Below are 23,449 nucleotides of genomic sequence, written 5' to 3' on the forward strand. Positions count from 1 at the left end.
AGCATGCGCCCCGTCGAAAGGGACCCGGTTCTCGACACCCTCGAGCCGAGTCCCTCTCGCCCCCGGCGCCGCTCCGCGCCACGCTCGCTCATCGCCGGGGCCACCGTTGTCGGCGCACTCACAGTGCTGCCGGCCCTGTACCTCGTCGTGAGATCGTGGGAGGGCGGGCCGGACACGATTCTCGACACGATCCTGGACGCGCGCACAGCCGGCTTGCTCGTGCGGACGATTGGACTCGCGCTTGCGGTTACGGCCACGGCGGTCGCGATGTCGCTGCCGCTCGCATGGCTGACCGAGCGAACCGATTTGCCCGGGCGGAGGGCGTGGACGGTGCTGCTGGCGCTGCCTCTAGTCATCCCTACGTACGTCGGCGGCTACGTGTTCGTCGCGGCACTGGGGCCGCGCGGTCTCCTGCAGCAACTGCTCGAGCCGATCGGCGTGATGCGACTGCCGTCGATCTACGGGTTCGGCGGTGCGTGGCTCGTGCTTACATTGTTCACCTTCCCCTACGTGTACCTCACCGCGCGCGCCGCGCTGCGCGGTCTGGACCCCGCCCTCGAGGAAGCGAGCATGGCCCTTGGACGATCCCGTCGGGAAACGATGCGGTCGGTTGTGCTCCCGCAACTCCGTCCGTCCGTCGCCGCCGGATCGCTGCTTGTCTCGCTATACGTGCTGCACGATTTCGGAGCGGTTTCACTGTTGCGATTCGACTCGTTCACGCGCGCCATCTACATGCAATACACAGGCTCGTTCGATCGTTCACGCGCCGCGATCCTCGGGCTGCTGCTTATCTGCGTCACGGGTGTTCTTCTTTCCGGCGAGCGCCGCGCGCGCACTCGTGCGGCCTACTACCGCGCGCAGGGATCGGCGCCGCGTATTCCGACCCGGTCGGCCCTCGGCCGCCGGCGTTGGCCTGCGTTCGCCGCATGCGCCCTGTTGGTCACCGTCGCCCTGGGAGTCCCCATCGCGGTAATCGCGTACTGGCTCGCGCGCGGCGTTCGTGCCGGCGAGACGACCGGAGTCGCGTTTGCCGCCGCGGGACGAAGCCTGCAGGCATCCGGACTCGCGGCAGGCGCAGCCGTCATCGCGGCGTGGCCGATCTCGGTCCTCACGGTGCGCTACCCGAGCCGCCTGACGCGCGCCCTCGAGCGCGCGTCCTTCATCGGCTACGCGCTCCCGGGCCTGGTCGTCGCCCTCGCACTCGTATTCGTCGGCGCCCGATACGTCCCAACGCTCTACCAGACGCGCACGATGCTCGTTTTCGCCTACGTCGTGCTCTTCCTTCCCCAAGCGGCCGGCGCCCTTCGCGCCGGCCTGCTCCAACTCAACCCGCAGATCGAAGAGGCCGCGCACTCACTGGGAAGCGGTCGCATCGAAACCCTGCGCCGGGTCGTGCTCCCGCTCGTGCGGCCCGGAATGCTCACCGGAGCCGCGCTGGTATTCCTCACGACGATGAAGGAACTACCGGCCACGCTACTGCTCGCCCCGACAGGTTTCGCAACGTTGTCGACCGAAGTATGGAGCGCCACGAACTCGGCTTCCTTCGCGCGCGCCGCGATGCCGGCGCTGCTGTTGATCGTGCTGGCCGCCGGCCCGCTCGCCGTCATGCTGCTCCGGGGACGGGTGAGCGAACGATGAGCATCACACTTCCCGGACGCGAAACGCTCCGGACGTTCGATCCCGGTGCGGATAGGCTGAACGCAACAATGCAAACGGCCTTCGCAACTGAAGGACTCGTGAAGTTCTACGGTGACACGCCCGCGGTCGCCGGGGTGCACGTCGATGTTGCGCGCGCGGAGATCCTCGCCCTGCTGGGCCCCAGCGGCTGCGGCAAGACAACGTTCTTGCGCCTGATCGCCGGCTTCGAGCGTCCCGACGCCGGAGTCGTGCGCTTCGGTGACCAACAGATGGCCGGACCGCACCGATTCGTTCCGCCGGAGCGTCGGAGCGTCGGCTTCGTCTTCCAAGACTACGCTTTGTTCCCGCACATGAGAGTCGCCGATAACGTCGGCTACGGCGTCAGAGGAGACCGCGCTCGACGCCGATCCCGAGTCACGCAGGCACTTGATCTTGTAGGTCTCGGCGACCTCGGCGATCGATACCCACACGAGTTGTCCGGCGGTCAGCAGCAGCGCGTCGCGCTGGCGCGCGCGCTGGCGCCGGAGCCGCAGATCGTGCTGCTCGACGAGCCGTTCTCGAACCTCGACGCGGACCTGCGGACGCGGGTGCGAACCGAGGTGCGCGACATCTTGCGCGCGGCGGGCGCCACAGCGATCTTCGTAACGCACGATCAAGAAGAAGCGCTGGAGATAGCCGATCGCGTGGCCGTGATGCACGACGGACGCATCGAGCAGATCGGGCGGCCCGAGGAGATCTACCACACGCCGGCGACGCGCTTCGTCGCGGACTTCGTCGGCGAAGCCGAGTTCCTTCCTGCCGTCGTAAAGAACAACCTTCTCTCCACCGACCTCGGCTCGTTCGCGTTGCCGAACTCGGGCGTAACCCCCGGCCCCGGCGAACTGATGCTGCGGCCGGAGGACATCCACCTGTCGCTCGATCCATCCAGCGAAGCCGAAGTCGTTGCCGAGCGATTCCACGGCCCGTTCAACCGCACAGTCGTGCGGTTGCCGTCGGGCCGGATGCTCGTTTCCGCACACTCGTCGCAAGCGACGTTCCACCCCGGCGACCGAGTACGAGTCGAGTTCCGCCCGGATCACCTGGTCCTGTTCCGCGGCGAGACGCGCGCCGCGTGGATCCCCGCCGGTCCGCGCGCGGGGACGTAGTCCGCCCCGCCAACCACCTCAGCCCAGCGAAAGCGCCGGGTTTGCGCCGATGTCCCAGGATGCTCGGTCGCCTCGCTCGAACCGGCGCGCGCCCGCTGCCGCGATCATCGCGCCGTTGTCGGTGCACAACGCGATCGAAGGGACGACGACGCGAATGCCGGACTCCTCCCCCGCCGCGCGCATGCGCGCGCGCAGTCGCGAGTTCGCCGCGACCCCACCGGCGAGGACCACCGTGTCGATGCCCAGATCGCGCGCGGCGCGGATCGTCTTGGTGACGAGCACGTCGACGATTGCCTCTTGAAAAGACGCCGCAAGATCGGCCGGATCGAACGAGTCCTCGAGGTTCTGCCGTTCGCGAACCCATCGGATGACGGCAGTCTTCAAGCCCGACATAGAGAAGTCGTAGTTCGGCTCACCCAGCAGCGCGCGCGGAAAACGATACGCCGACGCATCGCCCGACGCGGCCAGTCGATCGATCACCGGACCGCCGGGGAACCCCAGACCGAGGAATCGCGCAACCTTGTCGAAGGCTTCCCCTACCGCGTCGTCAATCGTCTGGCCAAGGATCTCGAACCGGCCGTGCTCCGGCATCACCGCAATCATGGTGTGTCCCCCGGAAACGATGAGCGCAACGACCGGCGGCTGCACGGATGGATCTTCGAGGAATGACGCCTCGATGTGCCCTTCCAGATGGTTGACTCCAATCAGCGGGATGTCCAGCGTTGCAGCCATCGCCTTTGCCGCGGCGACTCCTACGATGAGCGCGCCGACGAGCCCGGGTCCAACCGTAACCGCAACGGCGTCCAGATCACGCGGGCCGACGCCTGCTTCCGCGAGCGACTGCTCGATCGCAGGTGTCACCGTCATTACGTGCGTTCTACCGGCAATCTCGGGAACGACGCCGCCGAACGGTGCATGCAGGTCGATTTGGGACGAGATGATGTTGGAGCGCACGGCTCCGTCCACCAGGACCGCGATTCCCGTCTCGTCGCAGGAGGTCTCAATTCCGAGAATGATCACAATCCAACGGCTCCCCGGATTCGCGCCAAGCGCTCGGTGATTTCGTAGGACTGCACGTTCTCAACCCACATCACCAGCGCGTCCTCCCCGGTCTCCGCGTAGTAATTGCGCCGAACGCCGACCGGTCGGAAACCGAACCATGCGTACAGTCGCTGCGCCGGCCAGTTGGCAACACGAACTTCAAGCGCAATCGACGTTGCGGCGCGCGCGCGCGCCTCGTCGAACAGATTCAGCATGATGCGGGTTCCCACTCCCCGATGCTGCACCAACGGATCCGTTGCGATCGTCGTGATGTGGCCTTCTCCCTGGTGCACCATGAGTCCGCCGTACCCGACGAGCCGGTGCTCCTCAATCGCAACCACATAGTGGCGCGTCTTACGCTGCGACAACTCGCTGAAGAACAGCGCCGCGCTCCAGGGACGGGGGTAGACCTGCCGTTCGATCTCAAGAACCTCGCGCACGTGGCGGCGGCGCATGGGAGTGATCTCGATGGGCAGCAAACCGCGAGGGGGATCGGCTTCGGCTCTCATCCGGCCTCCCCACGCGCTCGCTTGGAAACCTGAACTCGCATCGGTCGCTCGATCGTGACGCCTCTGTCGGCCCACTTGATCTCGGCATCCGACTTGCGAACATACAGCGGCTCGATCAGCGCGGGAACGACGCCCTCGCCGCTCTCGAGGCGCGGCGACGCGAGTTCCACGAGCACCGCCGCCGACGGGAATGCGCGATCCGGCGGAGCGACGCTGCCGAGGCCGGCGAGTTGATCCGGGTACGCGGATACCCCATCTCCGACCATCAGCACAGGCTGCCCGCGTGACTGCAACTCATCTGCGAGATCCGACGGATCCCACGCGCGGTACTCGTCGAGTCGCTCGACTCCGACGGGCGCGCGCCGGTACATCGACGCGAAGACCTGGCCCCTGCGGGCGTCAATGCACGCGCAGATCACGCTCGACGTGTCGCGCACTCCCGCGGCTAGCAGGTCCAAGCTCGACACTCCGACCACCGGCACTTCGAGCATCTGCGCCACGGTCTTCGCGGTCACGATGCCGACACGCATACTCGTGAACAACCCGGGGCCGATTCCTGCGGCGACCCCGCCGACCTCGCGAAGATCCGTCTTGGTGAGTTCGAGCAGCGACCGCATTGCGGGAACCAGAAACTCCACATGCCCGCGGCCGCGCGCAACGACGATGCTGCCGAGGACTCCCTGCGAGTTCGCAAGGGCAACCGAGGAGACCGGCGTCGAGGTCTCGAACCCGAGCACCAGCATCAGGCCTCCGCCGCCCATCCGGCACACGCTTTGCGCAAGGACTCCCAGTCCCGATCCCAGCGTCTCCCCGACGCGCGAATCACGATTCGGCGCCGCTCCTCATCATGCTGCGTCATCTCTATCTCCAGACGATCGGCCGGCAGCGCGCCGTCGACCGCGTCGCCCCACTCCACGAACGTCACCGAGCCGGGATCGAACACCTCTTCGTAGCCCAAGTCGTACAGCTCCTGCAAGGAATTCAGTCGATAGACATCGACGTGCACGACCCGCGCAGACCCCGCGTATTCCCGCACCAGCACGAACGACGGGCTCTGCACCCGGGCCCGCACGCCCAGCGCTGCCGCCGCCCCTTGCACTAGACAAGTCTTTCCCGCCCCGAGATCGCCCGACAACGACACCACATCTCCCGGCGCCAAGAAACCGGCCAACGCGCCGCCGATCGCACGGGTCACCTCGGGCGAGGTCGAGACACACTCCATTTCCAGCACCGGGATTTCCTCCTTCAGAAAAGCCCCGGTTGTGGCGCGGAGTCGCCGTCGCCCGATACCGCATCCTCGCCCGGCACGGCACGCAACTCCTCGAGCACTTTGGACAGGAACCGGAAGTCGTCTTCCATCTGGGACATCGCCGTGCCGCTGCGGCCGCTGTGCAGCACGGCGGCGGGATGGAACGTGGGCACCAGTACCCGGCCCATCACCTCGTAGCGCTTGCCCCGCAATCGAGAGATCCCAACCTGAGTTTGCAGCAAGAACCTCGTGGCGAAGTTCCCCAACGAACACACAACTAGAGGGTCGACCAGATCCATCTGTTCGGTCAACCACGGCGTGCACGCTTCGATCTCGCCGGGCTGCGGATCGCGATTGCTCGGCGGGCGACACTTCAAAACATTGGCGACGTAAACGTCATCGCGCGTAAGTCCGATCCCTTCGATCAGCTCGTTCAGCAGATTCCCGGCCGCGCCGACGAATGGAACGCCTTTCCGATCCTCGTGGAATCCGGGAGCCTCTCCTATGAACATCAGCTCCGCGGCGGGGTCACCGGAGGCGAACACGACCTGCGTCCGCGTTTGCGACAAGTCGCATCGCGCGCACTGCGCGGCATCGCGCGCGGCGGCATCGATCGTTCTCGTCACGCGCTCCCCCCATGCATTCGACCAAGAGCGGGGGCACCGGCGACGCCGGTTGCCGCGCGCACTCCGCGACGCACCGCCTCGGCCACCAAGTCCGCCGCCATCCGTCCAACCATCTCCGTGTGCGCCGGAACCCGGCGTGTGGACAACGCGAACACGGTATCGCCGTCGAACAAGGTATGCACAGGCCGGATCGCCCTGGCAAGGCCCGTCGCCGCCATGCGGGCGACGCGCGACAACTCGTCACGTGAAAGCGTCCCGTTGGTGGCGACACACACCAGCGTGGTCGATGTCGACCGCGGAAGCGAAAACGCAGCTTTCGCGCGCGCTCCGGCGAGAACCTCACCCGACTCATCGATGACGTCGCCGAGCGCATTTACGACTGCGATCACGCCGACGACCAAGTCCCCCTCGGCGCGCGATGAGCCCCCGATTCCGCCCCGGCTCTGATGCTCGAGCCCTGCGGTCTTGCCGACCGTTGCCCCCATCCCGGCGCCGACATTGCCCTCCCGGGACTCCTCGGCCTCGGCCGCTTCGCAAGCCGCATAGCCCTCGGCCGGACCGGGCCGAACACTCGGATCTCCGATCCCCAGGTCGTAGATCACGGCCGCAGGAACGACCGGCACGCGCGCGCCCGGCGCCGCCACTCCGACGCCACGCTCTTCAAGCCACCGCATGACGCCGTCGGCTGCCGCCAGGCCGAACGCAGACCCGCCGGTGAGCAAGATCCCATGAACTTCCTGCACCAGCGATCCCGGTGACAAGGCATCCATCTCGCGCGTGCCCGGCGCGCCCCCCGCGACGAACGCGGCGGCCGCAGTGCCCGGCGGCGGAAGGATGACGGTGCAGCCGGTGAGCGCATGATCATCGGACCAGTGCCCCACTCGGATCTCGGGGACCGCCGTAATCATCGCGTCGTTGTCGCGGCAACGCGGGCGACGAAGCGTCGCACGTGATCGTTGAACTCCTCGTGCCGCTCAAGCATCGAGCTGTGTCCGGCTCCCTTCAGAACGACGAGTTCCGCGCCGGGGATGGCGCGCGCCATGCGCACCGACGCCCCAGGCGGCGTGAGCCGGTCGTGCGAACCGACGATGATCAGCACGGGGATGTCGATGACCGGCAACACCGTCGTCACATCGAAGCCGAGCAACGTCGGCAGCAGGCGCTCCCAGACCTCAGACGGAACCTCAGCAAGCATGCGTTCGACGAAGTCCACTTGCGCCGGAGACGGGCTCGGACCGAATCCGAAGAACCGCGCCGACAAGTACGCGATCGAGCTGCCGTTGGCGCGCATTCGATCGACGGTATCCGCCCTGCCGGTGAGCGCGCGCATGAGACCCTCTTGCAACGCTTGAGATACGGCGCGCGCGCGCCGTCCCGCGCCGTAGAGCACGCCTCCCATAACGTCGGCGGCCGTCGTGTCGACGAGCACAAGACCTCCCACACGCCGACCGATCTGTTCGCCGAACAACTCGCAGTACTTCAACGCGGTCATGCCGCCCATCGAATGACCGACCACGACTGCGGGACCGTCGCCGGTCGTTTCGCTCAGCACGGCGTGTAGATCGCGAGCGAGTGCCTCCAGCGACCAATCCTGCGACTCCGGACGTCCGCTGCGACCGTGCCCGCGATGGTCGTAGAGCACCAGTCGCATGTCTTCGGCGAGCCCGGTGATCTGGTGATGCCACAACGTGAGGTTCAGCGAAAACCCGTGCGAAAACACCACGGTAGGCCCGCTGCCGGCCTGCTCGACGTTGAGCAGTGTCCCGTCGAACGACGGGATCGGACCGATGGACGCGCCGCGCACGCTTCCGTACGCCTCTTTTGCGAACGGGTCGGCACGGCTTCGGTCACGACGGACGAACGCGCGCTCGGCGGCTATCCCGCCCGCAACTGCCGCAGCAATCGCCGCTGCGGAGATCGCACCCGCGCGCAACCCTCGCTTAGCCACGGAACACCCTCGGGATGCGAGGCGAAACCCTCGTCACGACTTCGTAGTTGATGGTCCCGGTGGCAGCAGCCACTGCCTCGACACCGATTCGTTCGCCGCCCTGTTCGCCGATCAGCACGATCTCGTCCCCCACCTCGCACTCGTCGTCTCCAAGATCCGCCATGAAGGAATCCATGCACACGGTCCCCACCGCAGGGTAGCGCCGTCCACCGATAAGCACGTCGGCGTTGGAGGACAACCCGCGCGGCCATCCGTCCGCGTACCCGAGCGGGATCGTGACGATGGTTGCGTCCCGCTTCAGCCGGTACCGATGCCCATAGGACACCGCCTCGCCGCCACGAACTCGCTTGACCATCGCCGCGCGCGCCTTCAGTGTCAGCGCCGGTCGCAACGCGACAATCCCGTCACACTTGGGGCCCGGAGACAAGCCGTACATCGCGATCCCGACACGCACCATGTCGAAGTGCGCGTCGGGTCGCGTGAGCGAGGCAGCGGAATTCCCGGCGTGCAGCAAGCGCGGTTCGATCCCATGCGCGCGCAACTCATCGACTGCCGCAGCGAAGCGCGACAACTGCACTGAAATGAACGGATGATCCGGCTCGTCGGCAAAAGCGAAGTGCGTGAAAGCTCCCTCGATCTCCACGAGCGGGTGCGCGCGCAGCGCCAGGGCAAACTCATCGATTCGATCCGACGGCCAGCCGAGCCGATTGAGCCCGGTGTCGATCTTCACGTGCGCGCGGATCGGGCTTCCCGCGCGCGCCGCCGCAGCTCCCAGCGCCTCGAGGCCGGCAATCGTGAACACCGCAGGCGTCAAGTCCCTCGCCAAGACCTCCGCGGCGCGATCGTACGCAGGTTCCTGCATCAGCAGCACCGGCGCACCGATCCCCGCCTCGCGCAGCCGAATCCCTTCCTCCAGCAGCACCACACCCAACCCGGCCGCCCCGGCCTCAAGGGCCGCGCGCGCCACTTCGACGTCGCCGTGGCCGTAAGCATTTGCCTTCACCACCGCCATGATGCGCGTGCCGTGGTTCAGGCCTGTCGCGATATTCACAAGGTTCGCCCGAATAGCTCCGAGATCCACCTCGGCCCACGCGGGGCGCGGCGCGCGCGCGATCACCCGGCCACCTCGTGCAGCAAGGGGCCGATCTCGGCGGCCAGTGCCGAGGCGTTGGACGTGTGCGGATCGAGTCGCGCGGCCAAACGGTCGCCCGCCGCGCCGTGCAGCCACACACCCAGCGCGATCAAGCGCGCGTTCACCGGCTCACCGCGAGCCGCTGCCTGCGCCGCCAGCGCGCCGAGCATCCCGGTAAGTACGTCGCCGGTCCCACCTTGAGCAAGCGAGGGCCCGCCGGTTGGGTTCACCCATGTCTCACCGTCGGGCGCGGCGATCACAGTCCCGGGACCCTTGAAGACGATCAAGCACCCCGACTCCGCCGCTGCATCGGAGGCGGCCGCAAGCCTGTCGGAATCGAGTTTGGAAGCGCTTTGTCCGCTCAACCGAGCGAGTTCGCCGGCGTGCGGCGTGAGGACGACCGGCGCGGATCGGGCGCGCGCCGGTCCGGCGAGGTCCCCCGCGAAAACGCCCAACCCGTCGGCATCAAGCACCACGGGTATATCCAGACGCGCAAGCAGTTCCCGCACGGCGGCGACTGCTTGAGGCTGGGTGGTGAGGCCGGGTCCGACTGCGACGGCGTGAAACTCCGAGGCGCGCGCGCAGATCGCTTCGACCGCCGACGCATCGAACGTGTCGGACGAAAGCGGGATCGTGGTGACCTCCGGCGTGCGTGTCACGGCCGCGCGGCAAGCGGCCTCGGGAGCACACAGAACCGTCAATCCCGCACCGGTGTGCATGCCCGCCGAAACCACCAGTGCTGCCGCCCCGGGCATCGCTGTCGATCCTGCCACGACCAGAAGCGTCCCGGCACTTCGCTTGTGCTCGCCCGGGGCCCTTCGCGGCAGCGCGCGCGCAACGTCGGATCGCTCCAACGCGCGCGCCGAACCGCCTGCGAGATCCACCGGAACCCCGATCCCGGCCACCTGGATCCGTCCGGCGTGGACGGCGCCGGGAACGAAGAGCAATCCGGGCTTGAGTCCACCGAGCGTCACCGTGACGTCGGCACGGACGGCGACTCCGGGCACAGAACCGGTGTCGGCGTCGATGCCGGACGGAACATCTATGGACAGAACCGGTGCGGTCGCGCGCGCAATCGCTTCGATGGCTGCGGCAGACGGACCCTCGGGCGCGCGCGCCAGTCCGACACCCAAGACCGCATCGATCACCAGATCCGCGCGCGCCAACTCACGATCGAGCAACGCGGAATCACAGACCCTGCCGCGGAAACCCTCGAGCTGAGCGGCCGGCAGCGCGGCAAGCGGACCCGCGACCGGCACCACCACAACGTGCGCCCCCCAGCCCGTAAGAAACCGCCCGGCAACGATCCCGTCACCGCCGTTGTTGCCTTTTCCGCACACAACGACGATGCGGAGGCCGGAAGTTCCCCCGAGCATCGCGCGCGCGGCGCGCGCAACGGCGAACCCAGCGTTGCGCATAAGACCGGCCACCGGAATCCCGCGCGCGACACACGCCGCGTCCTGATTCCGGACGTCCGCAGCTCGCAGGACGTCAAGCATGGCTACTCGACCGTGACGCTCTTGGCGAGGTTTCGCGGCTGATCCACATTGCAGCCGCGAAGCGTCGCGACCTCGTAAGCCAAGAACTGCATCGGCACCGCCACCAGCGCAGGGACCAAGAGTTCGTGGACACGGGGAACCTCGATCACGCGATCGGCATGACGCGCCACCTCGTCACGATCGCCCTCACTGCAGATCGCGACGACGAACGCGCCGCGCGCCTTGACCTCCTGGATGTTGGAAAGCACCTTCTGATACACGTGACACTGCGTCGCGACGGCCACGACCGGCACGCCCTGCTCGATCAAGGCGATCGGACCATGCTTGAGTTCGCCGGCGGCGAATCCCTCGGCATGCACGTAGCTGATCTCCTTTAGCTTCAGCGCGCCTTCGAGTGCCAGCGGGTATCCGACGTGGCGGCCCATGAAGATAACGCTCGAGGCGCCGGCGATCTCAGCGGCGATCGCCTTCACCGGCTCATGCAGGTCGAGCACGCTCTCGATCAACGCCGGCAGACGCTGCATATCGGCCACAATTGCCGCGGCCTCCGACGGCCACATGGTCGCCCGCACTTGCGCAAGGTACAGCGCCAGCAACTTCAGCCCGACGACCTGCGTCAGAAACGTCTTGGTGGCCGCGACGCCGACTTCCGGACCGGCGCGCGTGTACAGCACCCCGTCCGCTTCCCTCGCGACGCTGGAGCCGACCACATTGACCACCGCCATGACCTTCGCGCGCTGCTCGCGCGCGTATCGCACTGCTTCCAGCGTGTCGATGGTCTCACCCGACTGCGACACCGCGATCACAAGCGTGTCACGGTCCAGCACCGGATCGCGGTAACGAAACTCACTGGCGATCTCGATCTCAACCGGCAAGCGGGTCCAGTGCTCAATCGCGTACTTGGCAACCAGCCCGGCATGAAACGCGGACCCGCAAGCGACCACGAAGACCTTGTCGATCGCGCGGATCTCCTCGTCGGCCAAGCGCAGCTCATCCAGCATCAACTTCCCGTCAGGCAGCGTTCGTCCACGCAATGCGTCGGCAACCGCATCGGGCTGCTCGTAGATCTCCTTGAGCATGAACGTGTCGAACCCGGACTTCTCCGCCGCCTGCACATCCCAGTCGATGTGGATGGCGTTGCCCTCGGCGGGGGATCCGTCGAGCGTCGTAAGGCGGAAACCGTCGCGGCGAATCTCGACAAGTTGGTCGTCGAGCACGTGCACGACGTCGCGCGTGTGCGGGAGCAATGCCGTCGGGTCCGACGCCAGATACGTCCCCTTGTCATTCCGTCCGACGATCAGCGGACTCGTTCGCTTCGCCGCGACGATTAGGCCGGGCTCGTCGGCGGCAATAACTCCGATTGCAAAGGCGCCCTCGACTTCCGCGACGATGCGACGCACGGCCGCGACAAGGTCGCCTTCGTAGACCGACTCGATCAAGTGCGCCAAGGTCTCGGTGTCGGTGTCGGAGGAAAACACGTGTCCGTCCGCCTCCAGGCGCGTTCGCAATTCGAAGAAGTTCTCAATGATCCCGTTGTGGATCAGTGCGATTCTCCCGGCGCAATCGGAATGAGGGTGCGCGTTGCGATCCGTCGGGCCGCCGTGCGTCGCCCATCGGGTGTGCCCGATCCCGGTCGTGCCCTCGATCACCAAAGGTGCAAGCTCTTTGTCGAGCGCTTCGATCTTGCCGGCCTTTCGCACCAACCGGATTCCGCCGTTCTCCAGCACCGCAACGCCCGCGGAGTCGTACCCGCGATAGTCCAGTCTGCGAAGTCCGTCGACGACGACGGAGAGAGCGGGGGTATCCCCGACCACGCCCATGATTCCGCACATATGCGCCTCAGTCTACCGGCGCTCGGGAACTGTCTGCGTACGATCGGCCGGGCGATCAGCCCAGCGTCGCCCGTACTACTTCAACCACTGTTTCAACCGCGGCGCGAGCGCGCTCTTGGGTCGGGGCCTCCGCCATGACGCGCACGAGTTGCTCGGTGCCGGACGCGCGCACCAACAACCGACCCTCGCCGTTCATCCCGGCTTCCACGGCGCTCACCACATCCCACACCGGCCTCGCGTCGGCGAGCGATTCGCGGTCCCGCACTCGAACGTTGACCAGGACCTGTGGGAACCGAGGGATGCGCGCAGCCAGATCCGCGAGGCTCGCCCCGGTAGAGGCCACGACACGCATCAATCGAAGAGCGGTCAGAATCCCGTCCCCGGTCGTGTGGCGGTCGAGGAAGACGATGTGACCGGATTGCTCCCCGCCCATCACGGAGCCGCTCGCGAGCATCTCCGCGAGCACGTACCGGTCCCCCACCTTTGTTTCCAGCACGCGGATTCCCTCGCGCTCCATCGCCCTGCGGAATCCGAGGTTAGCCATCACGGTCGTAACCACGGTGTTCTCGGCGAGCGCGCCGAGATCTCGAGCATGCAGCGCGCAAATCCCGAGGATCTGGTCGCCGTCGACAATGTCGCCGCGCGCGTCGATGGCGATGAACCGGTCCGCGTCGCCGTCGTGAGTGATCCCCGCATCGGCACCGGTCTCGATCACCTTTGCCGCACAGGCCTCGGGATGCGTTGATCCGACGCCGGCGTTGATGTTGGTGCCGTCCGGCTCTGCGCCGATCACAATCACCTTGGCGCCCGCGCGCCGGTAAACCTCTGGGGCGATCGAGAACGCCGCGCCGTTGGCGCAGTCGACCACCACGCGCAAACCCGCCAGCGACGGAACGCCTTCGAGCAAGAACTCCTCATAACGCTCGCGCGCGTCCGTGAGAGGCTCGGGTGCGGCCGGCGGATCCGCGGTGCCGTCCATTGCGGCCTCGATGCGGTCTTCGACTTCGTCGGGCAACTTCATGCCGTCGGGGCCGAAGAACTTGATGCCGTTGTCCGCCGCAGGATTGTGGCTCGCGCTGATGACAATGCCCGCCGTCGCGCCGTAGGCGTGAACCAGGTGAGCGACTCCCGCGGTCGGCATCACGCCGGCCGACAACGAATGCCCGCCCGCCGCAACGATGCCGGATGCAAGTGCACTCTCCAGCGCAGGGCCTGATGCGCGCGTGTCCATCCCGATGACGATGCGGGGGGATCCGTCTCCCAGGACCGTTGCAGCCGCGTGTCCAAGGGCGCGCGCAAGATCGTCGGTCAGGGTCGTGCCGTAAGTGCCACGAACGCCGTCGGTCCCGAAAAGGCGGGCCACAGCCGTACTAGCGCTTGGAGTACTGCGGCGCCTTGCGGGCCTTCTTGAGGCCGTACTTGCGGCGTTCCTTGGCGCGAGCGTCGCGAGTGAGCAGACCCTTGCGCTTCAACTCGGTACGCAACGTCGGGTCGGCCTCGATGAGCGCGCGCGCGATGCCGTGGCGCAGCGCCCCCGCCTGCCCGCTGGTTCCGCCGCCTGCCAGCGACGCGATCACGTCGTAGCGCTCGGCCGTGTTGGTGAGCCGCAGGGGCTCGGTCACGACCATCTGAAGCGCCGGACGCGGGAAGTAGTCCTTGAGTGGGCGGCCGTTCAGAGTGAACTGACCCGTTCCGGACACGATGCGCACGCGCGCGACCGATTCCTTGCGTCGGCCCGTCGCTCGAATTGCCTGTGCCGCTATCGCCATTACCGAGTCACCGCCTTCGCCTGGTAGGGCTCCGGCTTCTGCGCTTCGTGCGGATGCTCGGGACCGTCGTACACCTTCAACTTCTCGCCCATCGCGCGTCCAAGCCGGTTGTGCGGGAGCATTCCCTTCACCGCGCGTTCAACCGCCAACGACGGCCGCGTCTGCAGCAGCTCCTCGTACGACACGCGCGTGAGACCGCCCGGGTACCCCGAGTGGCGGATGAACTCCTTCTGGGCGGTCTTCTTGCCCGTCAATCGGATCTTGCTCGCGTTGACGATGACGACGAAGTCGCCGCAGTCGACGTGGGGAGCAAAGATCGGCTTGTGCTTTCCGCGGAGAAGGCGCGCGGCTTCAACGGCAAGGCGACCCAGGACGCGATCTTCCGCGTCCAGGACCCACCAACGACGCTGGATATCTGAGGGTTTCGGAGAGAATGTTTTCATAAATAAAGTGCCTGGTCAGCGGGCGGAAACTCTACCCGGGCGCCGCCCCCGGGTCAACCTGCGCGAATTCCTCCGGGGACTGAAGACCTAGGTCTGAGGGCGAAGGATCGCCCGCTCCCCCGACGTGAGCCGGCGTGCCGCCTCAACGAGCAACGTGGAGTAGACGATGGTCGGGAGCAGGACCGAGAGTATCGCGCCGATCCCAAGTGGCCCCAGAATTCCCTCGCGCGCGAGGATCATGGGTCCCAGCACAGGGACCGCAAGGAGAGCAGGCGCAGGGGAGATGTCGGGCACGACCAGGAAGATCACGCTCATGACTCCGGCGGGAATGTAGATCGAAGCGGAGAGCGAGGATGCCTCTCGGGCCGAAGTCCCCCAAGCACCGACAGCCAGGCCTGCGGACACCGTAAACGCAGCCACGGCGAACATCGCGATCGACAGGGAAGACAACTCGGCCCACCCGAAGGACAGCCGGCCCCCCAAAGCAGGAAGATCCAGAACGCTGACCACCGCAAACGGTAACAAACTGACTGCGGCAACCGTCAGCGCGGCCAGCATGGACACCCCCCACTTGGCTGCGATGACCTGCCAAGGACGGTAAGGAAGGACGAGGAGCGACTCGAGAGTTCGGCCGTCTTTCTCTGAGGCAAGGGTCGAAACCGAGAAGCCAAGCATGACGCTGAGCGGGAACCAGACGTAGACCGGCAGAACCGAGGCTGCGAAGAACCTCCTTCCCGCTGGGCTGCGTACAAGGTCGGTGGTGTGGATGTTGACCTCTCGGCGGCGTTCCGCAACTGCCGTCGCTCTATTCAGCACTCCCTGCACACGGAAGAACGCGAGCACCGACTTGCCGCTTGCACCCAGCAGCAAGACCTCCACGTTGAGTTCAGGCGCGCGCTTTCCCCGCAGAGTGGTGGAGACGACCATCCCCACGTCTGCCTTTCGCCCAAGAACCGCGGCAGCGGCGTCGCGGGTTTCACGGATGGTGATCCCCCCGGACTCCAACGCTTGGCGGACCGGTTCGGCTCCTCCCTGGACGGCCACGACGACCGAGCCGTGAGAGAGGTCCGTAGCGGAACGCTGCGCAATCAGGCCGGGAAGTCCGAAGAAGAGAGGAACGAACAACAGCGGCTGGAGAAGCGTAGAGATCCGCACCCACCGCTGTCGGCCGATATCCATCAACTCACGCCGGAGGATGGTGGCGATCCCAGCCGGAGTATCGGTCATGCGCTCCCCTCGTGCCCGAAAGCACCTTCGCCGAGAAGTGCGGCACTCGGTGGGTCCATCGTGCCCGCCAAGGCCTCGTCTTTGAGGGCGTCGAGGAATGCCAGACGGAACTCGCCGGTGACATGGCGACGTGCGATGTCCTCGACAGATCCTTCAACGACCACACGGCCCGCCGTAATGCCGACCACGTTGCGGCAGAGCAGTTGCACCTCGGTGAGGATGTGCGTGGATAGGAGCACCGTCTTGTGGGCGAAAGCGCTCCCGGTCAGAAGGTCGTGTACTGCGGCTGCGGCTGAAACGTCCAAAGACGCCGTGGGTTCGTCGAGCAGCAAGACCGGGGGATCGTGGACCAGCGCGCGCGCCAAGGCGATCTTCTGTCGCGTCCCCTTTGAAAGCACGGCCGCCTTCGAATCCAAACGGTCGTGGAAGGACAGGAGTTCCGCGAGTTCCTCCACGCGCCGGCGCGCGACCGCCGAACTCAGGCCGAAGGATCGCGCAGCGAACACGAGTTGCTCGCGGCAAGTGAGGCGATCGTAGAGACCCGGGTCTTCCGTGAGCAGGCCGATCGAGCGCCGGACCTCCCGGGAGTTCGCCACGGTATCCAGTCCGCACACGCGCACCGAACCGGAGTCCGGACGAAGAAGGGTGGCGATCAAGCGAAGTGTCGTCGTCTTGCCGGCGCCGTTGGGTCCGAGCAGTCCGGTGATCAGACCGGGCACCGCGAGGAAACCGACGCCCCTCAAGACCGGCTTCCCGCCGAGGCTTCGCCGGACATCCACGACTTCAATCACGGCGCGATATTGCCCTCCGCGATCCAACAGCTGGGCTATACCCGACATCGACTGATCTTCTGTCAAGAACCGGCGTCACGGTGCTCCGCCTTTCCTGTCCGCCATACGCACGTGCAGTCGCAGTAAGCGGCCGCATGTGACGCAGGCATTTCTGTAGGGGGAAAGTAGGGTGCAATGGGCCGCGGCGCAAGACCCGGTCGGATGCGCTGCTACCACGCGGGAGGCCGCCGACCGAGGAGCAGTGGAAGGAGCCCCGACACCGAAAATAGGGCGTGCGCGCTTGTCAAGGGGGGGATGCCATCCGAGACCGCGCTCGCACCGAGGAACGACACCCCTTGCCCTCAACGCCGCCGTGGGTTACGAATGGGACATATCTGCAACACGGGATCGGGGGGAAGAGATGAGACGTCCGATTGCGGCGCTGGCCTGCGCCACGCTGATCTCCATGGTCGCCTGCGGCAGCAAGGTCCCGCGCGCGGCGCCGCTGGTCGCACCCTCGGAGTCCCGGCCGTCTGAGAGCGTCACCGCATCGACGACGACGTCGGCGACAGAGACGCCCCGCCCCGCGCCCAGCCCCTCGGCCTCCCCCTCGAGCATCCCCACCCGGCGCCATGTCCCCGACGAGGTCCTGCTTGGATTGAGGACGCCGCGTAACGGATCAACACGCAAGTTGCAGTTGCGCTTCAGCGCGTTTGGATTGCCCAGCACCTGCGGCTCTGTCGGTCCCCTCGAGGTCTCCAAGCGCCTGAAGGAAGATCTGCAGGCAACGATCCAGGGGTTCGACCGCACAGAGGGCAAGCGTGGCTCGGTGTGCGGCGGGGCGATTCAAGTCACGTCCTCGACCATCGACATCCCGCTGTCGTGGGCGCGCGCCAAGGCGCGCACGATCGTCGTGGATCTGTCCGGGAAGAAGAACACCTTCCAGCTCACGCTCGAAGGCTACGTGGCCGTCCTCGATCCCTCGCGGACGCCGAATGTCTTCTCCGGCAGGCGCGATCTCCCGGATCGGCGCGTTGGGTCGAGCCAGGTGACCGCCATCCTGTATCCGCAAGACGTTGGGCGCCTCTACGTGGCTGCTTCCGGGGACTATGTCGAGAGGTTACGGACCTTCGCGGGCGAACAAGGCTGGCTCGACGCTCGCGAAACCTACGGATTCCCCGACGCGAACCCAGAAAAACCCACCATGCTGTGGGTCGTGGTCCGAAATCGGGAGCTGCCCCCGCCGCACCGTGGAGAGATGGTCGGCAAGATCGGCTCGGCGGAAGTGCACCTCGCCTGCGAGGAGTGACGGCCACCGGACTCGTCAGCGCGCAAACGGGTTGCGGGGATAGCCGACCTCCATGAAGTGCAGGCCGCGCGCCGGAGCCACCGGACCGGCCGCGGCGCGATCGCGTGCGGCGAGCGCGCGCTCCACATCCTCAACCGCGCGCCGTCCTCGTCCGACCTCCAGCAGCATCCCCACGATCGAGCGCACCATCTGATGGCAAAACGAGTCGGCTGAGACCTTAAAGGTGATGTCGGATCCGGCGGGGACGATGCGGATCGAGCGGACCCTACGGACAGGCCCACCCTGGCCGCGTCGGCAGTACGAGGTGAAGTCGTGCTCCCCGACCAGCGCGCGCACGCCGACGCGCATCTTGGGCACCGACACGGGCGACAGCACATGTAGCGCGAACCGGTCTCGGAAAGGGTCGGGGGCGTCGCCAAGGTATGCCCGGTACTCGTAGGACCGCCGCACCGCCGAAAAGCGCGCATCGAAGGTGTCGGGAACTTCTGCGGCCGCGCGCACAAGTATCTCCGGGGCAAGCCAGCGGTTGAGTCGCTCGCACACCCACTCCGGCCGCGTGCCTTCGCGAGCGGAGAAAGACACCACCTGACCGTTTGCGTGGACACCGGCGTCGGTACGGCCGGCTCCGGTCGTGGAAACGGGCGCGCGCAAAAGCGCTGTCAGGCGGTCGTCGAGCACGCCTTGGACGGAGCGCACGTCGGGTTGACGCGCAAAGCCGTGGAAGTCGGTTCCGTCGTAGGCGACGACGAGCGCGATCTTCATCGCATTCTCGCCCGGATACGGGATTACGACCTACTTGCCCGTTTCCTCGCCGACCAATTCGATAAGCGCCATCGGAGCCGAGTCGCCCTTGCGGTACCCGGTCTTCACGATGCGGGTGTACCCACCCTCGCGCGACGCGAACTGGGGGCCGATCTCGGCAAACAGCTTGTGCACGATGCCCTTGTCCGTGACGATCTTGAGCACTCGACGACGCGCCGCGATATCGCCTCGCTTGGCAAAGGTGATCATGCGCTCGGCGAGGGGGCGCATCGCCTTAGCGCGCGCCTCCGTCGTTTGCACGCGACCGTCGCGGAACAGCGACGAGCAAAGCCCTGCAAGCATGAGCTTCTGATGAGCCGGGCCCGATCCGAGCCGAGCCCCCTTCTTCGGTGTCGGCACGACCTAGCCCTCCCTGAGCGACAGGCCCATCTCGGCCAGCTTCTGCTTGACCTCGTCGATGGACTTCTGCCCGAAGTTGCGAATGTCCAGCAAGTCTTGCTCGGTGCGCTGAACAAGGTCTCCGACCGTTGCCACGCCCTCGCGCTTGAGGCAGTTGTATGACCGCACCGAGAAGTCGAGTTCCTCGATCTCCAGGGCGAGGTCCGACGCGCGCGCGGCCTCCTCCGGAGAAGGCCCGAGGGTCAACGCTTGAGCCTCCGACAGCTCCGCAACGAGTCCGAGCAGATCGACGAGCGTGTGTCCGGCGGCGGCGAGAGCCTCCTTCGGAGTGATGGCGCCGTTGGTGTCGATGTCGAGGATGAGCTTGTCGTAGTTCGTCATCTGCTCAACACGTGTGTGCTCAACGGCGTACGAAACCCGGCGAACAGGCGAGAAGATCGAGTCGATCGGGATCACGCCGATCGTGTCGGACGTGCGCTTGTTGCGCTCGCCGGTCACGTATCCACGACCCTGCTCGACGATCAGTTCCATGTCCAGCCGAGCTTTCTTGTTCAGCGTCGCGATGCGCAGATCCGGATTGAGAATCTCGATGCCGGCCGGCACTTCGATGTCGCCGGCAACAACGTCTTTCGGACCCTGCGCGCGCAGGAAGACCGGCACCGGCTCGGGGTGCTCACTGCGCAGTACGAGATCCTTGATGTTGAGAATGATGTCGGTGACATCTTCCTTGACACCGGCAATAGCGGAGAACTCGTGCAGGACTCCCTCGATGCGAATCTGCGTCACCGCCGCGCCCGGGATGGAGGACAGCAGCGTCCGACGGAGCGAGTTGCCGAGCGTGTATCCAAAGCCCGGCTCCAGCGGTTCAATCGCGAACTTCCACCGCGTTTCGGTCAACGGCTCTTCGACGATCTGCGGTCTGTGGACGATAAGCAACGGACTTCCTCCCTATGCACCCATCGGCCGCGGCCCGACGGCCCGACGACTCAAAGTGAACTGCGCGTCATGCGCCTCGACGATGCCTCCCCGAACGATCACTTCGAGTACAGCTCCACAATCATCCGCTCCCGCACCGGCAGGTCGATCTGGTCGCGCGTCGGCAAGTGGCGAACCGTTGCAGTCAGCGCCTCTTTCTCCACGCCGAGCCACTCCGCCGGCGGACGAGTCTCATTGACCGCCACCGAGTGCAACACGGGTTGGATGTGCCTGCTCTTCGCGCCGATCGAGATGACGTCGCCCGGACACACCCGCATCGACGGAATGCTCGCGCGGCGGCCGTTGCGCTCCACGTGCCCGTGGAGGACCAGTTGACGCGCTTGGTCTCGCGACAGCGCAAAGCCCGCGCGGTACACGACGTTGTCCAAGCGAGACTCGAGCAGGCGGAGCAGGTTCTCCCCGGTCATCCCCTGCAGGCGAGTCGCTTCCTCGTAGTAGTTACGGAACTGCCGCTCCAAGACGCCGTAGATCCGGCGCGCGCGCTGCTTCTCGCGAAGCTGCAGTGCGTACTCGGTGTCCTTCGTACGGCCACGCCCGTGCTGGCCCGGCGGGAACGGCCGAGACTCGATCGGGCACTTGGGAGTCTCGCACTTGGTGCCCTTCAGGAACAGCTTGATCTTCTCCCGCCGGCACAGGCGGCAATCCGCATCGGTGTAGCGCGCCACCTCAGACCCTCCTACGACGCGGCGGCCGACACCCGTTGTGCGGCACCGGCGTTACGTCTTGAATCCCGGCAACCTCCAGGCCCGCCGCCGCCAGCGAGCGAATCGCCGTCTCACGGCCGGAACCCGGTCCCTTCACGAACACGTCCACGCGGCGCACGCCGTGCTCCATCGCGCGCTTCGCCGCGGCCTCGGCCGCCAGCTGCGCAGCAAAGGGAGTCGACTTGCGAGAGCCCTTGAACCCCACGTTGCCACTCGACGCCCACGAGATCGTGTGACCCTGCGGGTCGGTGATGGTCACGATCGTGTTGTTGAACGTGGACTTGATGTGCGCCTGACCGTGGGGAATATTCTTCTTCTCCTTGCGCTTACTGCGCTTGGGCTTCGCCACGTACCCTCCTGATCCCGACTACCGTTGCGATTCGGATCACTTCTTGGACCGAACCTTCTTCGAGCCCGCGACCGTCTTCTTCGGGCCCTTGCGCGTGCGCGCGTTGGTGTGCGTGCGCTGCCCCCGGACCGGAAGTCCGCGACGATGCCGGATGCCCTGGTAACAGTTGATCTCGACCTTGCGCTTGATGTCGGTGGAAACCTGCCGGCGCAGATCACCTTCCACCTTGAAGTTTGCGTCGATCCACTCGCGAAGCCGCACGACCTCTTCATCGGTGAGGTCGCGCACCCGCCGCGACGGTTCCACCTGTGTCGCAGCCAAAGTTCGCTTCGCCAGTGTCGGACCGACACCGAAGATGTAGGTCAGCGCGACTTCCACCCGCTTGTCACGGGGAAGGTCGACTCCTGCGATACGAGCCATCCGCTCTCTCCCTATCCCTGTCGCTGCTTGTGGCGTGGGTTGGAACAAATCACCATGACCCGACCCGCGCGCCGGATCACCTTGCACTTCTCACACATCTTGCGAACGCTCGGACGGACTTTCATCGCAGCCTCGATTTCCTTCGCGCCTCAATTTTCATTGCTCGCCACACAGAGCCGATACCTGCTCCGCGCCCCGCCTATCCACTCCAGCAGCCAGCACGGCGACCCTGTTTCGGAGCCGACCAAGCATGGTAGCAGTGTTTTTCGCCCCGGTCATTCGCGCCCCCGGGCCGTCTCTGTGAGAACCTCGTGTCCGTCGGCGGTGACGGCCACTGTGTGCTCAAAGTGAGCAGAGCGGGTACCGTCCGCAGTCACCACGGTCCAACCGTCGGCCAACAGCCTAGTCTGGTATCCCCCGACGTTGATCATCGGCTCGATCGCGATGACCATCCCTTCGTCCAAAGGGAATCCTTTGCCGGCCTGGCCGTGATTGGGGACCGGCGGGTCTTCATGCAGCGCGCGCCCGATCCCGTGCCCGACGTATTCGCGAACGACGGAGAACCCCGCCCCCTCGGCCACAGCCTGGACGGCTGCTCCGATGTCGCCGATGCGCGCGCCCGGACGAACCGCATCAATCCCTGCCTCCAGCGCGCGCCTGGTCGCGTCCATGAGCCGCGCAGCCTCGGGATCCGGCTCCCCAACCGGGACCGTGATCGCGGCGTCGCCGTGGTACCCCTCAGCGATCGCACCGCAATCCACCTTCACCAAATCTCCGTCCTTCAAAACGACTTCTCCGGGGATTCCGTGCACGATCTCGGTGTTCAGCGATGTGCAGATCGTCGCGGGGAACCCGCGGTACCCCTTGAACGACGGAATCGCCCCGCGCGCGCGAATCTCTCGCTCGGCGACCTCATCCAGGTGCGCAGTCGTCACGCCGGCCCTGATCTCCGATCGGACGGCCGCGAGCGTCTCGGCGACGACTCGGCCGGCCTGACGCATCTTCGCAATCTCCGCCGGGCGCTTTCGGATGATCATCCGGCGTCGAGCTCCTTGGCAATGCGCTCCTGCACTTCGGCCGTATCTCCCGTGCCGTCTACCCGGCGCAACAGGCCCCAAGCCTCGTAAGACGCAATCAGCGGCGCGGTCTGGCGGTGGAATACCTCGAGCCGCTTCCAGATAACTCCCGGCGTATCGTCGCTTCTCTGGAAAAGCACCTCCCCGTCGTCATCACACGTCCCGGACGTCCGAGGAGGGCTCGATTTGAGGTTGAAGATCCGAGCACATGCAGGGCAGGACCAACGGGCCGACAATCGCTCGACAATCTCCGCGTCGGGGACCTCTAGATCCACGACCACATCCAGCGGCGCGCCGATCTCGGAGAGGCTGGCATCCAGTGCGTCGGCCTGCGGAACAGTCCTGGGGAACCCATCCAACAAGAACCCCGCGGCCGCATCAGGCTCCGACAAGCGCGCGCGCAACAACTCGAGCACGACCTCGTCCGGAACCAACTCGCCCATGTCCATGTACGACTTCGCGCGCAGCCCAATACCAGTCTGGTTCTTTACCGCTGCACGCAACAGGTCTCCAGTCGCAATGTGCGGCACTCCGTACCGCGCGGCGAGCCCGACCGCCTGCGTTCCCTTCCCGGCCCCCGGAGGGCCAAGCAAGATCAGTCGCATC

The 23,449-nt window shown here is 66.2% G+C and carries 25 protein-coding genes and 2 pseudogenes; 3 read left to right on the top strand and 24 right to left on the bottom strand.

The annotated features are described in order from the left end of the window. Positions 1 to 3: 3 nt before the first annotated feature. Complete coding sequence (locus tag WDA27_07365) at positions 4 to 1,638, top strand: iron ABC transporter permease (protein ID MFA5890754.1); 1,635 nt, start codon at positions 4 to 6, stop codon at positions 1,636 to 1,638. After that, complete coding sequence (locus WDA27_07370; protein MFA5890755.1) at positions 1,635 to 2,783, top strand: ABC transporter ATP-binding protein; 1,149 nt, start codon at positions 1,635 to 1,637, stop codon at positions 2,781 to 2,783. Before WDA27_07365 ends, WDA27_07370 begins: the two co-directional genes overlap by 4 nt. 18 nt (positions 2,784 to 2,801) lie before the next feature. Here the strand turns inward: WDA27_07370 and tsaD are convergent, their stop codons facing one another. The 15 genes from tsaD to WDA27_07445 form a co-directional block, all read right to left on the bottom strand. After that, complete coding sequence (gene tsaD, locus WDA27_07375; protein ID MFA5890756.1) at positions 2,802 to 3,803, bottom strand: tRNA (adenosine(37)-N6)-threonylcarbamoyltransferase complex transferase subunit TsaD; 1,002 nt, start codon at positions 3,801 to 3,803, stop codon at positions 2,802 to 2,804. After that, positions 3,800 to 4,333, bottom strand: a complete 534-nt coding sequence (gene rimI / locus WDA27_07380; protein ID MFA5890757.1) for a ribosomal protein S18-alanine N-acetyltransferase — start codon at positions 4,331 to 4,333, stop codon at positions 3,800 to 3,802. The genes tsaD and rimI overlap by 4 nt, the downstream gene beginning before the upstream one ends. After that, the gene (tsaB, locus tag WDA27_07385; GenBank protein ID MFA5890758.1) at positions 4,330 to 5,094 is read right to left on the bottom strand and encodes a tRNA (adenosine(37)-N6)-threonylcarbamoyltransferase complex dimerization subunit type 1 TsaB; all 765 of its coding nucleotides are present in this window, start codon (positions 5,092 to 5,094) and stop codon (positions 4,330 to 4,332) included. The genes rimI and tsaB overlap by 4 nt, the downstream gene beginning before the upstream one ends. Further along, positions 5,076 to 5,555 (bottom strand): tRNA (adenosine(37)-N6)-threonylcarbamoyltransferase complex ATPase subunit type 1 TsaE, encoded by a 480-nt coding sequence (gene tsaE / locus WDA27_07390; GenBank protein MFA5890759.1) that lies wholly within the window; start codon positions 5,553 to 5,555, stop codon positions 5,076 to 5,078. The genes tsaB and tsaE overlap by 19 nt, the downstream gene beginning before the upstream one ends. Before the next feature lie 23 nt (positions 5,556 to 5,578). Beyond that, complete coding sequence (locus WDA27_07395; protein MFA5890760.1) at positions 5,579 to 6,208, bottom strand: uracil-DNA glycosylase; 630 nt, start codon at positions 6,206 to 6,208, stop codon at positions 5,579 to 5,581. Continuing rightward, the gene (locus tag WDA27_07400; GenBank protein ID MFA5890761.1) at positions 6,205 to 7,116 is read right to left on the bottom strand and encodes a P1 family peptidase; all 912 of its coding nucleotides are present in this window, start codon (positions 7,114 to 7,116) and stop codon (positions 6,205 to 6,207) included. Before WDA27_07400 ends, WDA27_07395 begins: the two co-directional genes overlap by 4 nt. Then, the gene (locus WDA27_07405; protein ID MFA5890762.1) at positions 7,113 to 8,156 is read right to left on the bottom strand and encodes an alpha/beta hydrolase; all 1,044 of its coding nucleotides are present in this window, start codon (positions 8,154 to 8,156) and stop codon (positions 7,113 to 7,115) included. Before WDA27_07405 ends, WDA27_07400 begins: the two co-directional genes overlap by 4 nt. Continuing rightward, positions 8,149 to 9,273, bottom strand: a complete 1,125-nt coding sequence (gene alr / locus WDA27_07410) for an alanine racemase (protein MFA5890763.1) — start codon at positions 9,271 to 9,273, stop codon at positions 8,149 to 8,151. Before alr ends, WDA27_07405 begins: the two co-directional genes overlap by 8 nt. Continuing rightward, positions 9,270 to 10,787, bottom strand: a complete 1,518-nt coding sequence (locus WDA27_07415) for an NAD(P)H-hydrate dehydratase (GenBank protein ID MFA5890764.1) — start codon at positions 10,785 to 10,787, stop codon at positions 9,270 to 9,272. The genes alr and WDA27_07415 overlap by 4 nt, the downstream gene beginning before the upstream one ends. A gap of 2 nt (positions 10,788 to 10,789) precedes the next feature. Next, positions 10,790 to 12,619 carry a glutamine--fructose-6-phosphate transaminase (isomerizing) gene (gene glmS / locus WDA27_07420; GenBank protein MFA5890765.1) on the bottom strand — a complete coding sequence of 610 codons (1,830 nt, stop codon included), beginning with the start codon at positions 12,617 to 12,619 and terminating at the stop codon, positions 10,790 to 10,792. A gap of 55 nt (positions 12,620 to 12,674) precedes the next feature. Next, on the bottom strand, positions 12,675 to 13,982 hold the full coding sequence (gene glmM, locus WDA27_07425) for a phosphoglucosamine mutase (GenBank protein MFA5890766.1): 1,308 nt from the start codon (positions 13,980 to 13,982) through the stop codon (positions 12,675 to 12,677). Positions 13,983 to 13,989: 7 nt separating this feature from the next. Further along, positions 13,990 to 14,388 (bottom strand): 30S ribosomal protein S9, encoded by a 399-nt coding sequence (rpsI, locus tag WDA27_07430; protein MFA5890767.1) that lies wholly within the window; start codon positions 14,386 to 14,388, stop codon positions 13,990 to 13,992. Continuing rightward, the gene (rplM, locus tag WDA27_07435) at positions 14,388 to 14,831 is read right to left on the bottom strand and encodes a 50S ribosomal protein L13 (protein MFA5890768.1); all 444 of its coding nucleotides are present in this window, start codon (positions 14,829 to 14,831) and stop codon (positions 14,388 to 14,390) included. Before rplM ends, rpsI begins: the two co-directional genes overlap by 1 nt. Positions 14,832 to 14,918: 87 nt before the next feature. Further along, positions 14,919 to 16,058, bottom strand: coding sequence for an ABC transporter permease (locus WDA27_07440; GenBank protein ID MFA5890769.1), 1,140 nt, complete (start codon positions 16,056 to 16,058; stop codon positions 14,919 to 14,921). Then, a complete protein-coding gene (locus WDA27_07445; protein ID MFA5890770.1) occupies positions 16,055 to 16,897 on the bottom strand; it encodes an ABC transporter ATP-binding protein in 843 nt (280 codons plus the stop codon). Before WDA27_07445 ends, WDA27_07440 begins: the two co-directional genes overlap by 4 nt. Before the next feature lie 352 nt (positions 16,898 to 17,249). Between WDA27_07445 and WDA27_07450 the strand changes: the two genes are divergently transcribed. Beyond that, positions 17,250 to 18,137 (top strand): hypothetical protein, encoded by an 888-nt coding sequence (locus WDA27_07450; protein ID MFA5890771.1) that lies wholly within the window; start codon positions 17,250 to 17,252, stop codon positions 18,135 to 18,137. A 15-nt stretch (positions 18,138 to 18,152) separates the two neighbouring features. On the opposite strand, the gene truA is transcribed toward WDA27_07450, so the two are convergent. The 9 genes and pseudogenes from truA to WDA27_07495 all read right to left on the bottom strand — a co-directional run bounded on the left by truA (position 18,153) and on the right by WDA27_07495 (position 23,448). Further along, positions 18,153 to 18,899, bottom strand: a complete 747-nt coding sequence (truA, locus tag WDA27_07455; protein MFA5890772.1) for a tRNA pseudouridine(38-40) synthase TruA — start codon at positions 18,897 to 18,899, stop codon at positions 18,153 to 18,155. Between the two features lie 45 nt (positions 18,900 to 18,944). Continuing rightward, positions 18,945 to 19,298: pseudogene (rplQ, locus tag WDA27_07460) on the bottom strand (50S ribosomal protein L17). Positions 19,299 to 19,307: 9 nt separating this feature from the next. Next, a pseudogene (locus WDA27_07465) lies at positions 19,308 to 20,234 on the bottom strand (DNA-directed RNA polymerase subunit alpha). A gap of 98 nt (positions 20,235 to 20,332) precedes the next feature. After that, a complete protein-coding gene (gene rpsD / locus WDA27_07470; GenBank protein MFA5890773.1) occupies positions 20,333 to 20,959 on the bottom strand; it encodes a 30S ribosomal protein S4 in 627 nt (208 codons plus the stop codon). 1 nt (position 20,960) lies between these two features. Then, the gene (gene rpsK / locus WDA27_07475) at positions 20,961 to 21,347 is read right to left on the bottom strand and encodes a 30S ribosomal protein S11 (protein MFA5890774.1); all 387 of its coding nucleotides are present in this window, start codon (positions 21,345 to 21,347) and stop codon (positions 20,961 to 20,963) included. 36 nt (positions 21,348 to 21,383) lie between these two features. After that, positions 21,384 to 21,767, bottom strand: a complete 384-nt coding sequence (rpsM, locus tag WDA27_07480; protein MFA5890775.1) for a 30S ribosomal protein S13 — start codon at positions 21,765 to 21,767, stop codon at positions 21,384 to 21,386. Between the two features lie 11 nt (positions 21,768 to 21,778). Then, on the bottom strand, positions 21,779 to 21,892 hold the full coding sequence (gene rpmJ / locus WDA27_07485; GenBank protein MFA5890776.1) for a 50S ribosomal protein L36: 114 nt from the start codon (positions 21,890 to 21,892) through the stop codon (positions 21,779 to 21,781). A 150-nt stretch (positions 21,893 to 22,042) separates the two neighbouring features. Beyond that, positions 22,043 to 22,804, bottom strand: coding sequence for a type I methionyl aminopeptidase (map, locus tag WDA27_07490; GenBank protein ID MFA5890777.1), 762 nt, complete (start codon positions 22,802 to 22,804; stop codon positions 22,043 to 22,045). Beyond that, positions 22,801 to 23,448 (bottom strand): adenylate kinase, encoded by a 648-nt coding sequence (locus WDA27_07495; GenBank protein ID MFA5890778.1) that lies wholly within the window; start codon positions 23,446 to 23,448, stop codon positions 22,801 to 22,803. The genes map and WDA27_07495 overlap by 4 nt, the downstream gene beginning before the upstream one ends. Position 23,449: the final 1 nt, after the last annotated feature.

The organism is Actinomycetota bacterium (assembly GCA_041658565.1).
Classification (GTDB): Bacteria; Actinomycetota; AC-67; order AC-67; family AC-67; genus JBAZZY01.

Bases quoted from the DNA above. Each gene is read 5' to 3' on its own strand.
- WDA27_07365 (MFA5890754.1), top strand. From the start codon at position 4: ATGCGCCCCGTCGAAAGGGACCCGGTTCTCGACACCCTCGAGCCGAGT.
- WDA27_07370 (MFA5890755.1), top strand. From the start codon at position 1,635: ATGAGCATCACACTTCCCGGACGCGAAACGCTCCGGACGTTCGATCCC.
- rimI (MFA5890757.1), bottom strand. From the start codon at position 4,333: ATGAGAGCCGAAGCCGATCCCCCTCGCGGTTTGCTGCCCATCGAGATC.
- tsaB (MFA5890758.1), bottom strand. From the start codon at position 5,094: ATGGGCGGCGGAGGCCTGATGCTGGTGCTCGGGTTCGAGACCTCGACG.
- tsaE (MFA5890759.1), bottom strand. From the start codon at position 5,555: ATGGAGTGTGTCTCGACCTCGCCCGAGGTGACCCGTGCGATCGGCGGC.
- WDA27_07400 (MFA5890761.1), bottom strand. From the start codon at position 7,116: ATGATTACGGCGGTCCCCGAGATCCGAGTGGGGCACTGGTCCGATGAT.
- WDA27_07415 (MFA5890764.1), bottom strand. From the start codon at position 10,787: ATGCTTGACGTCCTGCGAGCTGCGGACGTCCGGAATCAGGACGCGGCG.
- glmS (MFA5890765.1), bottom strand. From the start codon at position 12,619: ATGTGCGGAATCATGGGCGTGGTCGGGGATACCCCCGCTCTCTCCGTC.
- rpsI (MFA5890767.1), bottom strand. From the start codon at position 14,388: ATGGCGATAGCGGCACAGGCAATTCGAGCGACGGGCCGACGCAAGGAA.
- rplM (MFA5890768.1), bottom strand. From the start codon at position 14,831: ATGAAAACATTCTCTCCGAAACCCTCAGATATCCAGCGTCGTTGGTGG.
- WDA27_07440 (MFA5890769.1), bottom strand. From the start codon at position 16,058: ATGACCGATACTCCGGCTGGGATCGCCACCATCCTCCGGCGTGAGTTG.
- WDA27_07445 (MFA5890770.1), bottom strand. From the start codon at position 16,897: ATGTCGGGTATAGCCCAGCTGTTGGATCGCGGAGGGCAATATCGCGCC.
- WDA27_07450 (MFA5890771.1), top strand. From the start codon at position 17,250: ATGAGACGTCCGATTGCGGCGCTGGCCTGCGCCACGCTGATCTCCATG.
- truA (MFA5890772.1), bottom strand. From the start codon at position 18,899: ATGAAGATCGCGCTCGTCGTCGCCTACGACGGAACCGACTTCCACGGC.
- rpsM (MFA5890775.1), bottom strand. From the start codon at position 21,767: ATGGCTCGTATCGCAGGAGTCGACCTTCCCCGTGACAAGCGGGTGGAA.
- rpmJ (MFA5890776.1), bottom strand. From the start codon at position 21,892: ATGAAAGTCCGTCCGAGCGTTCGCAAGATGTGTGAGAAGTGCAAGGTG.
- map (MFA5890777.1), bottom strand. From the start codon at position 22,804: ATGATCATCCGAAAGCGCCCGGCGGAGATTGCGAAGATGCGTCAGGCC.
- WDA27_07495 (MFA5890778.1), bottom strand. From the start codon at position 23,448: ATGCGACTGATCTTGCTTGGCCCTCCGGGGGCCGGGAAGGGAACGCAG.